The organism is Ruegeria sp. AL2 (genome assembly GCF_056540845.1).
On the sequence record NZ_JBQFXM010000009.1, the window covers coordinates 86,292 to 100,651 of the forward strand.

At 60.0% G+C, this 14,360-nt stretch carries 21 protein-coding genes; 11 read left to right on the forward strand and 10 right to left on the reverse strand.

Going from position 1 to position 14,360, the window contains the following annotated elements; genetic code table 11:
- Positions 1–3: 3 nt before the first annotated feature.
- From bluB to ACR0ID_RS12820, 7 genes are all read right to left on the reverse strand, one after another.
- Positions 4–639, reverse strand: coding sequence for a 5,6-dimethylbenzimidazole synthase (gene bluB / locus ACR0ID_RS12790; RefSeq protein ID WP_480519417.1), 636 nt, complete (start codon positions 637–639; stop codon positions 4–6).
- A 12-nt stretch (positions 640–651) separates the two neighbouring features.
- Positions 652–1,041, reverse strand: a complete 390-nt coding sequence (gene rpsP / locus ACR0ID_RS12795; protein WP_480605931.1) for a 30S ribosomal protein S16 — start codon at positions 1,039–1,041, stop codon at positions 652–654.
- Positions 1,042–1,136: 95 nt separating this feature from the next.
- On the reverse strand, positions 1,137–1,433 hold the full coding sequence (locus ACR0ID_RS12800; RefSeq protein WP_209506121.1) for a chorismate mutase: 297 nt from the start codon (positions 1,431–1,433) through the stop codon (positions 1,137–1,139).
- Positions 1,430–1,972 carry a GNAT family N-acetyltransferase gene (locus tag ACR0ID_RS12805; protein WP_480519419.1) on the reverse strand — a complete coding sequence of 181 codons (543 nt, stop codon included), beginning with the start codon at positions 1,970–1,972 and terminating at the stop codon, positions 1,430–1,432. The genes ACR0ID_RS12800 and ACR0ID_RS12805 overlap by 4 nt, the downstream gene beginning before the upstream one ends.
- Positions 1,969–2,523 (reverse strand): GNAT family N-acetyltransferase, encoded by a 555-nt coding sequence (locus tag ACR0ID_RS12810; protein WP_480538741.1) that lies wholly within the window; start codon positions 2,521–2,523, stop codon positions 1,969–1,971. Before ACR0ID_RS12810 ends, ACR0ID_RS12805 begins: the two co-directional genes overlap by 4 nt.
- Positions 2,523–4,031 carry a signal recognition particle protein gene (ffh, locus tag ACR0ID_RS12815; protein WP_480605933.1) on the reverse strand — a complete coding sequence of 503 codons (1,509 nt, stop codon included), beginning with the start codon at positions 4,029–4,031 and terminating at the stop codon, positions 2,523–2,525. The genes ACR0ID_RS12810 and ffh overlap by 1 nt, the downstream gene beginning before the upstream one ends.
- Before the next feature lie 209 nt (positions 4,032–4,240).
- Positions 4,241–4,753 (reverse strand): hypothetical protein, encoded by a 513-nt coding sequence (locus tag ACR0ID_RS12820; protein ID WP_480605936.1) that lies wholly within the window; start codon positions 4,751–4,753, stop codon positions 4,241–4,243.
- 91 nt (positions 4,754–4,844) lie between these two features.
- Here ACR0ID_RS12820 and ACR0ID_RS12825 point away from each other — a divergent pair, with 91 nt between their 5' ends.
- On the forward strand, positions 4,845–5,375 hold the full coding sequence (locus tag ACR0ID_RS12825) for a prolyl-tRNA synthetase associated domain-containing protein (protein WP_480473923.1): 531 nt from the start codon (positions 4,845–4,847) through the stop codon (positions 5,373–5,375).
- Here the strand turns inward: ACR0ID_RS12825 and ACR0ID_RS12830 are convergent, their stop codons facing one another.
- Positions 5,376–6,113 (reverse strand): aspartate/glutamate racemase family protein, encoded by a 738-nt coding sequence (locus ACR0ID_RS12830; RefSeq protein ID WP_480605939.1) that lies wholly within the window; start codon positions 6,111–6,113, stop codon positions 5,376–5,378. It lies immediately after the preceding gene.
- Between the two features lie 72 nt (positions 6,114–6,185).
- On the reverse strand, positions 6,186–6,767 hold the full coding sequence (locus ACR0ID_RS12835; protein ID WP_480605942.1) for an FMN-dependent NADH-azoreductase: 582 nt from the start codon (positions 6,765–6,767) through the stop codon (positions 6,186–6,188).
- A gap of 119 nt (positions 6,768–6,886) precedes the next feature.
- Between ACR0ID_RS12835 and ACR0ID_RS12840 the strand changes: the two genes are divergently transcribed.
- From ACR0ID_RS12840 to ACR0ID_RS12850, 3 genes are all read left to right on the forward strand, one after another.
- On the forward strand, positions 6,887–7,765 hold the full coding sequence (locus ACR0ID_RS12840; protein ID WP_480494788.1) for a LysR family transcriptional regulator: 879 nt from the start codon (positions 6,887–6,889) through the stop codon (positions 7,763–7,765).
- On the forward strand, positions 7,762–8,676 hold the full coding sequence (locus ACR0ID_RS12845) for a DMT family transporter (protein WP_480605946.1): 915 nt from the start codon (positions 7,762–7,764) through the stop codon (positions 8,674–8,676). The genes ACR0ID_RS12840 and ACR0ID_RS12845 overlap by 4 nt, the downstream gene beginning before the upstream one ends.
- A gap of 125 nt (positions 8,677–8,801) precedes the next feature.
- Positions 8,802–9,215: a universal stress protein gene (locus tag ACR0ID_RS12850; RefSeq protein ID WP_480473917.1), complete on the forward strand. Its 414-nt coding sequence runs from the start codon at positions 8,802–8,804 to the stop codon at positions 9,213–9,215.
- Here ACR0ID_RS12850 and ACR0ID_RS12855 read toward each other — a convergent pair.
- On the reverse strand, positions 9,212–9,547 hold the full coding sequence (locus ACR0ID_RS12855) for an ArsR/SmtB family transcription factor (RefSeq protein WP_480473915.1): 336 nt from the start codon (positions 9,545–9,547) through the stop codon (positions 9,212–9,214). The two genes, ACR0ID_RS12850 and ACR0ID_RS12855, sit on opposite strands and share 4 nt — an antisense overlap.
- Positions 9,548–9,631: 84 nt before the next feature.
- Here ACR0ID_RS12855 and ACR0ID_RS12860 point away from each other — a divergent pair, with 84 nt between their 5' ends.
- The 7 genes from ACR0ID_RS12860 to ACR0ID_RS12890 all read left to right on the forward strand — a co-directional run bounded on the left by ACR0ID_RS12860 (position 9,632) and on the right by ACR0ID_RS12890 (position 14,360).
- Positions 9,632–10,543, forward strand: a complete 912-nt coding sequence (locus ACR0ID_RS12860; protein WP_480494686.1) for a DMT family transporter — start codon at positions 9,632–9,634, stop codon at positions 10,541–10,543.
- A gap of 184 nt (positions 10,544–10,727) precedes the next feature.
- Positions 10,728–11,060, forward strand: a complete 333-nt coding sequence (locus ACR0ID_RS12865; protein ID WP_480605950.1) for an AtpZ/AtpI family protein — start codon at positions 10,728–10,730, stop codon at positions 11,058–11,060.
- A 2-nt stretch (positions 11,061–11,062) separates the two neighbouring features.
- Positions 11,063–11,848: a F0F1 ATP synthase subunit A gene (locus ACR0ID_RS12870; RefSeq protein WP_267366759.1), complete on the forward strand. Its 786-nt coding sequence runs from the start codon at positions 11,063–11,065 to the stop codon at positions 11,846–11,848.
- 48 nt (positions 11,849–11,896) lie between these two features.
- The gene (locus ACR0ID_RS12875; protein ID WP_005981269.1) at positions 11,897–12,121 is read left to right on the forward strand and encodes a F0F1 ATP synthase subunit C; all 225 of its coding nucleotides are present in this window, start codon (positions 11,897–11,899) and stop codon (positions 12,119–12,121) included.
- A gap of 86 nt (positions 12,122–12,207) precedes the next feature.
- Complete coding sequence (locus ACR0ID_RS12880) at positions 12,208–12,759, forward strand: F0F1 ATP synthase subunit B' (RefSeq protein ID WP_480494682.1); 552 nt, start codon at positions 12,208–12,210, stop codon at positions 12,757–12,759.
- Positions 12,760–12,764: 5 nt separating this feature from the next.
- On the forward strand, positions 12,765–13,325 hold the full coding sequence (locus ACR0ID_RS12885; RefSeq protein WP_480483779.1) for a F0F1 ATP synthase subunit B: 561 nt from the start codon (positions 12,765–12,767) through the stop codon (positions 13,323–13,325).
- A gap of 180 nt (positions 13,326–13,505) precedes the next feature.
- On the forward strand, positions 13,506–14,360 hold the full coding sequence (locus tag ACR0ID_RS12890; RefSeq protein WP_480605952.1) for a hypothetical protein: 855 nt from the start codon (positions 13,506–13,508) through the stop codon (positions 14,358–14,360).

A 14,360-nucleotide genomic window follows, 5' to 3' on the forward strand; every position in this document is an offset into this window, starting at 1 on the left:
GCGCTACCTTGTTTCGATCTTCAGGCTGTCGGCCCGGTTTTCCCAGCCAACCTGTTCAAGTTCGGGGGTGTCAGATATCTGTTCCGGCCATCCGACACAGAAATACCCGATCAGACGCCAGTTGTCCGGTACATCCAAATCGCGCGCCATCTGTTCGGGGTCCAGAATGGATACCCAGCCCAACCCCAGCCCCTCAGTCCGCAGGGCCAGCCAGAACAGGGTGATGGCAGAGACCACGGAATAGCGCCGCATCTCAGGCATCGAGCCCGCGCCAAGACCCATCCCCTTGTCGGTACTGTCGTCGCAGAAGACGGCCAGTTGCACCGGCGCTTCCTGCATCCCCGACAGTTTCAGGCGGCTGTAAAGCTGCGCCCTGTCGCCGGAATAGCCCGCCAGGGCATCATCATTGGCGGTTTGGAAATTCCTTAGCGCCGCAGCCCGGGCCGCTGCGCTATCGACGCGGATCACGCGCCAGGGTTCGCTTAGCCCCACGGATGGGGCCAGCCGAAACGCGTCGAGGCAGCGCGCAAGCACTGCCTCGTCTACCGCGTCGCCGCGGAACCGGCGCACATCGCGCCGGAGCCGCAACAACAGATCGAACTGCGTGCGAAATGCGTCAGTAAAGGTCTGATCCCGCACGCTTCGGCCTGCTTATTCTTCTGCAGCCGCTTCTTCAGCCGGTGCAGCAGCCGCTTCGGCAGCTTCCGCAGCCTTTGCAGCTTTCTCTTCCGCGCGTTCCTGAGCTTTCTTGCCCGGGGCGCCCTTGTTGGGGTTGTTGCGCTCGGCCTTGTCACGGGTGCCGGCTGCTTCCAGCATACGCGCGATACGGTCGGTGGGCTGGGCGCCCTGATCCAGCCAGTGCTGAACGCGTTCCATGTCCATTTTCACACGCTCTTCGCTGTCTTTCGGCAGCAGCGGGTTGTAGGTGCCCAGTTTCTCGATGAAACGGCCGTCGCGCGGCATCCGGCTGTCAGCCGCCACGATGCGGTAAAAAGGACGTTTTTTCGAGCCTGCGCGGGCGAGACGAATTTTCATTGCCATGGTGGTATCTCCTTTGAATGGCATCACGCCGGAGGCGTGTATTTGATTGGCCGGTGTGTTTTCCGGTTAATTCTGATGGTTGCTGAACCTCTGGTTCACCCTTGGTGTTTCCTGTGGTGTCGGATGACTTCCTGAATGATGAAATTCAGAAAAGCCTTGGCAAAATCGGGGTCCAGATCGGCCTCTTTCGCCAGGTCTTCAAGCCGTGCGATCTGCGTGGCCTCACGCGAGGGATCGGACGGGGGAAGGTTGTGTTCGGCCTTGAGCTTGCCAACGGCCTGTGTGTGTTTGAACCGCTCGCCCAGCGTATAGACAAGGATCGCATCCAGCCGGTCGATGCTTTCGCGATGCTCTTTCAGCAATGCAGCCGCGCGCGTCACGGGGTTGTTCATTGGCCGGTCCTTTCGGGTGTCGAAACGTCAATCTTGGGGTGCCGCCACACCTGGCAGGGCTGGCCCAGCAGTTCGGCATTGTCACGCTCCAGCGTTGCGCCCAACCGTTCGGCCAAAGCGCGCGAGCGATCGTTTTCGTGGGCGATATACGAAATCACCCCGTTCAGGCCCTGATGCCGCGCCGCATAGGACCGTGCGGCAAGCGCCGCCTCATAGGCAAAACCTTTACCTTCGAAATCTTCCATCACGGTCCAGCCCAGTTCAGGCTCGTCCCAGCCGGGGGCGTCAATCAGGCCGACGCCGCCAGCGAACCGACCGCTGGATTTATCGGTCAGGTGCCAGAGGCCAAATCCTTTCAACGCCCAGTGCCCAAGGCGTCTGGCCAACATGCCCCAGCTTTCCAGCGCGTCCCGGGGTCCGCCCACCAAATGGCTGCGCTCGGTCGCAAAGAATGCGGTCAGCGCAGGCAGATCATCCAGATGCGGCGCGCGCAGGATCAGGCGTTCGGTTTCAACGGTGGGGATGGTGAACGCGGTCATGCGTAGGCCTCCATCCCGCCATTCACCAGATCCGCAGGCGCGGGGTGACGCCAGATCTCGGACCTGCCGAATTTGGGGTGGTCATAGTGATACTCGAACTGCGCGCCCAGCCGTTTCGCCACCGCCTTGCTGGCATGATTGTCCAGATCAATTAACGAGATCGCCGTCTCCCACCCGAGAACATCATACGCATAAGACCGCGCGGCCAGTGCCGCCTCGGTCGCGTACCCCTTGCCGGTGGCATGGTTCATCAGCGTCCAGCCGATCTCGGGTTCGGGCCAGCCTTCGGGGCACCAAAGCCCGATCCGCCCGACATAACTGCCCGAGGCTTTTTCCTCGGCGCTCCAGAACCCGTAACCGCGCAGGGACCAGTGGCCCAGCAGCGAAGCGATCAGTCGCCAGACCTCATCCCGGCGCAGTGGCCCGCCGACGAACTTCGCCGCATCGCTGGCGAAAAACGCGGTATCGGCGTCCAGATCAGCCTCGGACGGCGCGCGCAGGATCAGGCGCTCGGTTTCAAGCCGGGGGATATGTTGGGCGATGGCGTTCATTACTTCTTCTTGCCAAACCCGCTCAGGCCCTGTGGCAGCCCCATGCCACCGCCCAGGCCGGGCAGACCGCCGGGCATCTTGCCGCCCATCGCCTTGGCCGCCTGTTCCAGTGCCTTGGGGTCCATGCCGGCTGCCATGTCTTCGGGGCTGGGGCCGCCTTTGCCGAACATGCCCTTCATGGCCTGTTTCAGCATCTTGCCTTTGCCCATCTTGCCCATCTTTTTCATCATGTCCGACATCTGCCGGTGCATCTTGAGCAGCTTGTTGAGGTCGCTGACCTCCATCCCCGAACCAGCTGCAATCCGTTTCTTGCGGCTGGCTTGCAGCAGCTGCGGGTTGGCGCGCTCGCGTTTGGTCATGGACTGGATCAAGGCGATCTGCTGGCGCAGGATCTTGTCGTCCAGACCGGCCTGATCCATCTGCTTGGCCATTTTACCCATGCCCGGCATCATACCCATCATGCCCTGCATGCCGCCCATCTGGATCATCTGCTCCAGCTGCATCTTCAGGTCGTTCATGTTGAACTGACCTTTGACCATGCGCTTCATCATGCGCTCGGTCTGTTCCATCTCCATCGTTTCCTGGGCCTTTTCGACCAGGGCAACGATGTCGCCCATGCCCAGAATACGTCCGGCGATCCGGTCCGGCTCGAAGGTCTCCAGCGCGTCCATCTTCTCGCCCAGACCGACAAAGCGAATGGGCTTGCCAGTCACTGCGCGCATCGACAGCGCCGCACCACCGCGCCCGTCGCCGTCCATCCGCGTCAGGACCACGCCCGAAATGCCAACCTTGGCGTCGAATTCTTCGGCCACCTCAACGGCGACCTGACCGGTCAGGCCGTCAACCACCAGCAGGGTTTCGCGCGGGTCGACCGCGTTGCGGACCTGCTCGACCTCGTCCATCAGCACTTCGTCGATATGCAGGCGACCGGCGGTATCCAGCATGTAGACGTCATAGCCGCCCAATGTGGCCTGCTGCTTGGCGCGCTTGGCAATGTCGACGGGTTTCTGGCCCGGTACAATCGGCAGCGTATCAACACCGACCTGCGTGCCCAGAACCGCCAGCTGGTCCATCGCCGCCGGGCGATAAACGTCGAGCGAGGCCATCAGGACCTTCTTGCCCTCTTTCTCTTTGAGGCGCTTGGCCAGTTTACCGGTGGTGGTGGTCTTACCCGAACCCTGCAAACCGACCATCAGGATCGGGGCGGGCGGGTTGTCGATCTTCAGCTTTCCGGGGTCTTCCTCGCCGCGCAGGGTATCGACCAGCGCGTCATGCACGATCTTGACGACCTGCTGACCGGGGGTGATCGACTTGGTCACCGCCTGACCGGTCGCCTGGTCCTGCACCTTCTTGACGAATTCACGCGCCACCGGCAGCGAGACGTCGGCCTCAAGCAGGGCAACGCGGACCTCGCGCAGGGCGGTCTTGACGTCTTCTTCAGACAGGGCACCCTGTTTGGTTAGCCGGTCAAAGACGCCGGAAAGGCGTTCGGATAGATTTTCAAACATGCCTTCGGCCTCCTTAGCCGGTTTAGATGTGGCACTCCCTAGCTAGGTAGCGCCGGTTAAATACACAATTGCCCCCTCCCACCGAACCAAACGTGGGGGTAATGCCAAATGGCATTGCCCCCACGGGCGAAACTCGCTGGTGGGGGGCGATCCCTGAACGACTCAAGGGACCGGAAGATCAAGACGCTTCCGGATGTTTGGCGGTGGCATTAGGCCGATTGGCTGTCAGAGTCAACTGTGCGGGCGTCATTCCATGCGTTCAGGGTTTGGATCACGTCAAATGCGCTCGATCCCCATTTCGTGTAACTGGCGAATAATGGAATTGAGCTTGTACCGTCTGAATGCACAAAATGTAGAACCGGACGCGTGGCCGTTTCGCCAATACTTCCACCATTGTCTTGCATTTCGGCGCATCTAAAGTCTGACAGTTTGTGTGTTTCGACACGATAGCCCAACAGAGTGCGACGTTGGATTTTCAAGGTGTCAGTTGTGCGATCCAGGATGATCTGCATCTTTTGTACAACTTCGAGGGACAATACCACAATAACAACAATCGGGATTGAGAGCGTTTTGAGAATTTCAAGATATCCCGGTCCCTCCTGTATCTGTTGGCCGATCGCGGATCCGGCGAAAATGAGGAAAACGATCAATATAAACAGGCTCCGCCCCCACGGTCTGTGCAAGATTATCAAATGATCGGGGTTGTTTCTGATGATCTTCATGAAAATTGATCTTCAAAGCGTCAGGTTCGTCTCGTTCTTGCCATTTTGGCGCAGTTAGGCCAAGTGCCGTTGAACATTTCGGAGATATCCCATGGACGCATCATCCACATTTCAGGATACATTGCCGCTTAGTTCTGACGCGCTGTTGGCGCAGCTGGATGACTGGGGGCTGCCCTACCGCCTGCATACCCATGTTCCCTTGCGTACGGTCGAGGACTCCAAGGCCGTAGAAGGCCAGTTCATGGTGCCGGGCGAGAACGCGTTGCGGGTCAAGAACCTGTACTTGCGCGACAAGAAAAAGCGCAACTACCTGGTGACGCTGGAACAAAGCCGCGAGATTGACCTCAAGGCGCTGGGCGCAGAACTGGGTGTCGGCGCCCTGTCTTTCGGTTCGGCAGACCGGCTGTTGCAGAACCTTGGTATTCGCCCCGGTGCGGTCAGCCCGCTGGCGATGATCAACGGCGTGCAGAACGATGTGCAATTTTTCATGGACGCCGCTGCCCAAGGGGCCGAGGTGATTTATATGCACCCGTTGGTCAATGACCGTACCGTTGTGATGAAACAATCCGACGTGATGGCGTTCTTCGATCGCATCGGTTGCACCGTTATGTGGCTGCCCTGATCACTCAAGCGCCAGTTTCAGCGCGGCGGCGACATGAGCGGCGGACGGGTTGATGAACAGGTGCCCGTCGGCCTCGAATACCGGGTCATCCAGATGCTTTGGAAAGGCAAGCGGCAACTCGGTACAGGCCAGCAGAATGGCGGTTCCGGGACGGGCGTGTTTGTCGCAAAAGGCCAGCAGTCTTGCACGGGCCGCATCAGAGGCACCACCGTAGAAATCACTGTCGATCATGGCCTGCATCTCGGAAATCTCGGGGTCGGGCAGCCGCGCATTCGCGGTGATGCCCTCGGCCGCCAGACGATCCGCATAGTTGGTGGCCTGCATCGTCACGGTTGTTCCCAGCACCAATGCGTTTGACACGCCTGTGTTGGCCGTGGCCTCTGCCGTCGCGTCGAAAATGCTGAGGATGGGCATGGAAACACCCTGTCTGATCGCGTGCAGCCGCGCGTGTGGGGTGTTGGACGCTATGATGCCAAAATCGCATCCTGCACGCTCCAGCGTCAGCAGCGCGTCGCGAAACACCGCATCAAACGCCGCCCAGCTGGCTTCGTCCCCTGCGACACCCCGCAGGGCGCGGGTCCTGGCCTGTGTGACAGATTCGATGGTCATGGTAGGGATCGGCAGGGGCGCGCCGTGGCCGCGCGCCGCAAAGTGACGCCCGGCACCCTCGGCAATCGCCCTGTAGTAGTCCACGGTCGAGGCCCAGCCCACACCGCCCAGAATTCCGATCTTCTTCATGCGCGCCATCCGGTCCGCCAGTTCCATCTGACCAGCAGACTGGACGTTTCAGAGATCATTGACCAGTGGCGATCAGGCCGCCAGTTCTGTTACCGCCTTTTTGGCGCTTTCCAGCGCGGCTTCGGGGTTCACCGCCATCTGATCCGCGGCGATGACCGCTACATCATGGATGCCGATAAAGCCCAGAACGTGACGCACATAGTTGGTGGCAAAGTCGATTTCGGATCCGACAGCAGTACCGCCCGACGCGATTGCCAGAATGGCGCGTTTACCCTCCAGCAACCCTTTTGGGCCGTTCTCCGAATAGGAAAAGGTCAGGCCCGCGCGGGCGACCAGGTCGACCCAGGCCTTGAATGCAGCGGGGACCGAGAAGTTGTAGATCGGCAGGCCGATAACGATGGTATCAGCCTCTTGCAATTCGGTCACCAGCGCGTCCGAAAGGGCCAGCCGGTCGCGTTGCAGGTCGTCGCGCTGCTCGGCCGGAGTAAAGTTGGCGGCGATCCAGTCTTCGGTCAGCAGGGGCAGGGGGGTGGCCAGATCTCGGCGGACGATGCGGGCGGCACCCAACTGCCGGACAATGCGGTCAGACAGGTCGCGGGTGGTCGAACCCGCGCGGCGGGCAGAGGCGTCTATATGCAGGATGGTTTTAGCCATTTTTCGGGTCCTTTAGGTCAGGGAAATCTTGTTCTGATCCCAATATGGCTGTTGCGTTTGCGAACAAAACTCGGATACATCAACAGCTATTGTTAGAAATTGCACAGAACGGTGTGACGATGGACAATTGGGATGAGGTGCGGACCGCCTATCAGGTGGCGCGCATGGGAACCGTCAGCGGCGCGGCCGAGGTTCTGGGCGTGCACCACGCCACAGTGATCCGCCACATCGACGCGATCGAGGCCCGGTTGGGTGTCAAACTGTTCCAGCGCCACGCGCGGGGATATACCCCGACCGAAGCGGGCGACGATTTGCTGCGCGTGGCGCAGGCCACCGAAGACCAGTTCAACCAGCTTGTCGGCCGGATGAAGGGGCGCGGTGACGATGTATCGGGTGAACTGGTGGTGACGTCGCTGGGCTCCATCGCGCCTTTGGTGGTGCCGACGCTGACCGAGTTTCAAAAGATGCACCCCGAGCTGATCGTGCGCTACCTGACCGGAGACCGCCTGTTCCGGTTGGAATATGGCGAGGCGCATGTTGCAATCCGCGCGGGATCAGCCCCGGATCAGCCCGACAATGTTGTGCAACCCTTCCGGCAGGAAGAAGTCGGCCTCTATGCCAGCACCTCTTATATCGAACGGCACGGCAAACCTTCGGGCATCGAGGATTTCGGGAACCACCACTTCGTCAGCTCTGACGATGAAGGCAGCCGAGCGCCGTTCACCCGGTGGCTGCGCAACACGGTATCCGCCGACCGCATTACCTTTCGCTGCACCAACAATTTCTGTATGCGCGAGGCCGTTCTGGCTGGGGCCGGTATCGGCTTCATGGCCCGTTGGGAGGCCGCCCGTCATGAAAGTCTGGTCGAAGTGATCGACCCGCTTCCGGAATGGTTCGGCAACCTGTGGCTGGTGACCCATGTGGACCTGCACCGAACCACCAAGGTGCAAACGTTCCTGAGTTTTCTGAAAGAGGCCTCCAAAGGCTGGTGCCCATGAATCCGCAGATGCGCGGCCATCTGGCCATGCTGACCTTTTCGGCCCTTGTTGCAGGCAGTTTCTCGCTTGGGTCGATGATTGCCAACGAAATTGCCCCTGCTGCCTTGAATGCGGTGCGCTTTGCCATCGCGGCTGTGGTGATTGGTGTGGCGGCATTGGCGACAACCGGTCTGCCCCGCAGTGCCGCACAGGCGCCCTGGCGGTATCTGGTGCTGGGCGGGTTGTTCGCCACCTACTTTGTCCTGATGTTTTACGGGCTGCAAACCGCCCCGCCGGTCAGCGCTGCTGCGGTTTTCACCCTGACCCCCGTTGTCTCGGCCATTGCGGGCTGGGTCCTGCTGCGCCAGATCACCACGCCGCGCATGGCAATGGCCCTGTCCATCGGTGCGATTGGGGCGCTGTGGGTGATTTTTCGGGCCGACTGGCAGATGTTCCGCGCCTTCCAGATCGGCGAGGGCGAGATCATCTATTTCTGGGGATGCGTCGCGCACGCGATTTACACCCCCATGATCCGCAGACTGAACCGCGGAGAACCTGCCGTCGTGTTCACGTTCGGTACGCTGGTTGCCGGGTGCCTGTTATTGGTCCTGTTCGGCTGGTCCGACCTGAAAGCGACCGATTGGGCAGCTCTTCCCGCCATCGTCTGGATCGGGTTGTTCTATATCTCATTCTTCGCAACGGCGGCCAGTTTCGTCCTGGTGCAATTCTCCTCGCTCCGGCTGCCGTCGGCCAAGGTCATGGCCTATACCTATCTGGTGCCAAGCTGGGTGATCCTGTGGGAAATCGCGCTGGGCAAACCAGTCCCGACGGGATTGATCCTGGGCGGTGTGGCGCTGACGGTCATTGCGCTGCTGATGCTGCTGAAAGAAGAGGCCCCGCGCTCCATTCCCCAACGCCGGGCAGCTGAGTAACGCCGCTCCCGGTCTGAAACCGGTACAGATTGCCCACGAATTCCAAAAGCATAATCTGTTGAGCCAGATCAAGGCAGGCCTTTGGTCTCAGGACTACCTTGGAAGGCGGACAAAAGGAGGAGATTATGTTCAAACATATCATGCTGCCGATTGACCGCCACCTGCCGCCCGAGGTTCGCAAGGCCGCAGATGTCGCCGCGCAGGTGGCAAAATGGCAAGGCGCCAAGATCACTCTGGTCAGTGTCAGCGGGGCCCATATGGGTGCATCCTCGGAAACCGAGGCTGAGATAGACAAGCAACTGGCCGACTTCACCGAACAGCTTGTATCAGAAGGCGCGGGCGAGGTCGCGGTGCGCAAGATTCACTCGGTTGATGTTGCTGCCGAAGTGGACAGCGACCTGACCCGCGCGGCGGAAGAGATTGGTGCAGACCTGATCATCGTGGGCACCCACGCGCCCCGGATCACCGACTACATCTTTTCCAGCCACGCCGGATATCTGGCCAAACATGCCAGCATGTCGGTCTTCGTCGTGCGCTAGGCCTCATCCGAGATCGGAAGCTCGACTTCCAGAAACCGTTCGAACGCATCCAGGTTGATGGGTTCGAACTGACCGAACCCCTGCATCCAGACCGAAGCGGTGCGCAACGCGTCGGGTTCCAGCTTGCACCACTTCACCCGGCCGCGCTTTTCCTGTGATATCAGCCCGGCCTTGGTCAGGATGACCAGATGTTTCGAGATCGCCGCCAGCGACATCTCGAACGGCTCGGCTACATCCGTCACGGCCATATCGTCCTCCAGCAGCATCGCCAGAATGGCGCGGCGGGTGGGGTCGGCAAGGGCCGCGAACACGGTGTCGAGATCGTTGGACATGGGTCTTTCCTAATGGGCGAGAACCCGTTTGACAATTTACCCTATCACGTCACTGTGCAGCGGTGATGCACAAAGGGGGCGGCAATGGCGCTGAAATACTGGCTGGTGATCTGCGTCCTTGGCATCGGGTGGGGCATGTCTTTCATGTTCAACGCCATATTGCTGCGCGAACTTGGGCCGTTATCCGTATCGTTGGGACGTGTTGCATTTGGGGCACTGGGCTGTTGGATCTATGTGATTGCCGCCCGTATGCCGGTTCACCTGACACTCGGGCGCGCCATTGGACTGCTGGGGTTCGGGGCGCTCAGCTATGCTGCACCATTTGCGTTCTATGCGCTTGGGCAGCAGCATATCGCGTCCGGCGTGGCAGGGATCGTGAATGCGACAACACCGGCCTTTGCCGTTATCGTTTCGCATTTCTGGCCGGGAAGCGAGCGTGCGACGCTGTTGAAATCCCTTGGCGTAGTGTGCGGCTTCATTGGGATTGTCGTGTTGTCCGTCCCGATTTTGCACAATGGCGAAACATCTCAGTTCTGGGCGGTTCTGCTGACCCTGTGCGCACCCATATGTTACGCGTTTTCTGTCAACATTGCGCGGGCCTTCCGCGACATGCAGCCGGTGGTGCTGGTCGCCCTGGCACTGACCGGGGCGGCCTTGGCAATTTTACCCTTGGCACTTTGGCGTGAAGGCCTGCCGATGATCGAGCGCACTGAAACATGGCTTTCGTTGTTGATGATCGGATTTGTGCTGACCTCGGCCGCTTTCATTGCCTTCTACTGGTTGCTGCCCAGAGTCGGGCCAACCAACATTTCGACCGTCACGCTGATCGCACCGGTTTCCGCCCTGATACTTGGAACCTGGGTTTTGGGGGAAACTCTGCAACCCGAACATTTGATGGGCATGGCGGCGATTTTTGCCGGGCTCTTGCTGATCGACGGACGCCTTGTTCGACGCCTGTGGCCGCAGCTAGCGCGCAAAGATCAACCAAAAGGTTGAATATGGGTTTTGGGGCGATTACTGCCGCTCAGGCCAAAGGCAGGCAATTCGATCGGGCGAGCAAGCCAAAAATAACTGTTTAAAAACAATTTATTAGCCTGCGTCATTTCACACCATCAACGCCGTTGACTCTGCGCCTTTCGCGCCTTAGCACCATGCGCAAGACAGCGCGAGGATTCCGTCCGTGACCGATGACGACCAAAAGCAGCGTATGGCGCAGCTTGAGGCCAAGATCGACGCGGCGAAAAAGGCCAGAAAGCCGGCTGCCCGCGCTGACAGTGACATATCCGGGGGCGAGCTTGCCTGGAGGATGGTCATCGAAATGGTTTCCGGTCTTGGGATCGGATTTGGCATCGGATACGGGCTGGACAGCCTGCTCGGGACGATCCCGATCTTTCTGGTGCTGTTCACATTGCTGGGCCTTGTCGCGGGCGTGAAGGTTATGCTCCGCAGCGCGCAAGAGGTTCAAGATAAACAAGCGGCCGATATGCAGGCCGAAAAGGACGAGAGGGACTGAACGTGGCAAGCGAGACCACCGCAGCACACGGCGCCGAAGGCGCAGACCACGCAGCAGAAGCCAGCAGCCTGGTGTTTCACCCGATGGACCAGTTCATCGTCAAGCCGCTGTTCGGTGGCGAGATTGCCTGGTACACGCCCACCAACGTGACCCTGTGGCTGTTCCTGGCCATCGTGGCGATCTTTGGCCTGCTGGTTCTCAGCACGTCAAAGCGCGCCATCGTCCCGACCCGGATGCAGTCGATTGCGGAACTGGCCTATGGCTTCATCTACAAGATGCTGGAAGACATCTGCGGCAAGGACGGTGTCAAGTTCTTCCCCTATGTCATGACCTTGTTCATGTTCATCGTGACCGCGAACTTCCTGGGTCTGATCCCAACCTCGTTCACCACTACATCGCATTTCGCCGTGACAATCCCGCTGGCGCTGGCCGTGTTCCTGACCGTGACCATTCTGGGTTTCGTCAAGAACGGTGCCGCGTTCCTCGGCCTGTTCTGGGTCTCCAGCGCGCCGCTGGCGCTGCGCCCGATCCTGGCGATCATCGAGCTGATCTCGTACTTCGTACGCCCCGTCAGCCACTCCATTCGTCTTGCCGGTAACGTCATGGCAGGCCACGCGGTGATCAAGGTGTTTGCAGGCTTTGCCGCAATTTCCCTGATTTCGCCTGTGTCAGTTCTGGCGATCACCGCAATGTATGGTCTCGAGGTCCTTGTGGCCTTCATTCAGGCCTACGTATTCACCATTCTGACCTGTGTTTATCTGAAAGATGCGCTGCATCCTTCGCACTAAGGTCCGATAACCCAATATCGAAACTTCCAATTCGTAAGGAGAAACATCATGGAAGGCGATCTCGCACACATCGGCGCAGGCCTGGCAGCAATCGGTTCCGGCGCAGCCGCAATCGGGGTGGGCAACGTTGCAGGCAACTTCCTGGCCGGCGCCCTGCGCAACCCTTCGGCGGCTGCTTCGCAGACCGCAACCCTGTTCATCGGTATCGCATTCGCAGAAGCCCTGGGGATCTTCGCATTCCTGGTCTCGCTGCTGCTGATGTTCGCCGTCTAATCTGCGGAACCTGATCCTTACGCGCAGGTGGGTCCAAGCCATAGCGGCCCACCTGTTGTAAAGACAACGTTCCGACGGAGGACATCATGGCGACTGAACCCATTAGCGAAGAAGTAGTTGGCGCGTGCGTCGACTCGCATGGCTCTGCCATCGGGATGCCGCAGCTCTGCTTCGATTGGTTCCCCAACCAGATTTTCTGGCTGGTCATTACGCTGGTCGTCATCTTTCTGGTCCTGTCTCGCGTGGCTCTGCCCCGCATCGCGGCAATCCTGGCCGAGCGCCGGGGGACCATTACAAATGACCTGGCTGCGGCCGAAGATCTGAAGGCCAAAGCGGTCGAGGCCGAAGAGGCCTATAACAAGGCGCTGGCCGATGCCCGTGCCGAAGCGCAGCGTATCGCGGCCGAAGCCCGTGCTGAAATCCAGGCTGGTCTGGATGACGCGATTGCCAGGGCGGATGCGGAAATCGCTGCAAAGGCGGCTGAATCGGAAAAGGCAATTGCCGAAATCCGTGCCGGTGCGCTGGAAAGCATTCAAGTGGTCGCCAAGGATACGGCGGCTGAACTGGTCACCGCGCTGGGCGGCGAGGCGGATGCCAAAGCCATCGACAGTGCCATTGACACGCAGATGAAAGGATAAGTGACATGCGGAACACTCTTGCCCTTATCCTGACCGTTGGTGCCGCCAGCCCTGCGCTGGCTGCAAGCGGCCCGTTCTTCTCGCTTGGCAACACCGACTTTGTGGTCCTTCTGGGCTTCATCGTTTTCATCGCGGTCCTGTTCTACTTCAAGGTGCCGGGCATGATCGGCGGTGCGCTGGACAACCGTGCCGAAGGCATCAAGGCCGAGCTGGACGAAGCCCGCGCCCTGCATGAAGAAGCACGCAGCCTGCTGGCCTCGTACGAGCGCAAGCAGCGTGAAGTGCAGGCACAGGCTGATGCGATTGTCGAGGCGGCCAAACAGGACGCGGCTCTGGCTGCGGACCAGGCGAAGGTCGATCTCGAAAAGTCGATCGAACGCCGTCTGGCTGCTGCGCAGGACCAGATTGCCTCGGCCGAAGCCTCGGCTGTGAAAGACGTGCGCGATCAGGCCGTTTCGGTTGCGATTGCCGCTGCCGGCTCGGTTCTGGCCAAGCAGATGACAGCCGCGCAGGCGAACAAGCTGATCGAGGTCTCGATCGCAGATGTGGGCGCCAAGCTGCACTGACGGGGACACCGACAGGTAAAAAACGCAGATGACCCGAGAGCATTGCGCTGTCGGGTCTTTTGTTTTGGGGGCGGGGCTGATTGTATTGACCGGAACATCACCCGGATTCTGTACCCGTCTTTGGGTCGGAATGTCCCGCTCGGGGCCGACGGGTGCAAAAAGAACAGGGAAAGACGGGCCGTGGCAGGCGAAAACGTTTCGATGAATATTGTTGGGGTGGTCAGAAACGGCGGGGCCGCGCTGATCGAAAGCATCAACAGGATCGAAGACCTGACCACCCGCTTGTACCGCTATTCCGTGACCATTGCGACAAACGACAACACCGATCGTACGGATCGGGTTCTGTCCGAATTCGCGCGCCGCGACCCGAATGTGGACCTTGTCCGCATGGATGGTCTGGCCTCCAGACTGCCGGGCCGGGTCGAGCGGATCACGGCGGCCAGAAACGCTGTCCTCAACAGGCTGGAAGAACGCGACAGCGGTCACGACCTGACATTGGTGCTTGATCTGAACGGGCCGAATGTCTGTCTGGACGCTCAGACGGTTCTGACGGCCGCACAACGTTCCGTACCACGCTGGGAAGGTGTCTTCGCGAATTCCAAACCGGCCTATTACGATATCTATGCCTTGCGCTGCGCAGGCTGGTGCGACGAAGACGTCTGGCAAAGAATTCGGACAACGCGCAAGCCCCTGTTCGGGCGCCGCAAATGGCGGAAAGTTCTGCTGAAATCAGCGGTTTTCGACCGCCAGTATCACATTCCGTCCCATATGCCCCTGATACCGGTCGATAGCGCCTTTGGCGGCGCAGGATTGTACAAGACCCGCGCCCTGCGTGGCCTGCGCTATTCCTGCCGGGATGAAAAGGGCGACCTCGTGTGCGAACATGTGATGCTGCATAAACACCTCAGGGACCGGGGCGCGCGGCTGTTCATCGACCCGGCCCTGACAACCATCGCCCCGAATGACGATCTGGGCGAAGGCAGTGGCACACCTTTCCCGTCACACCTGATCCAGGCCGAGACCGGGGCCGCCTGA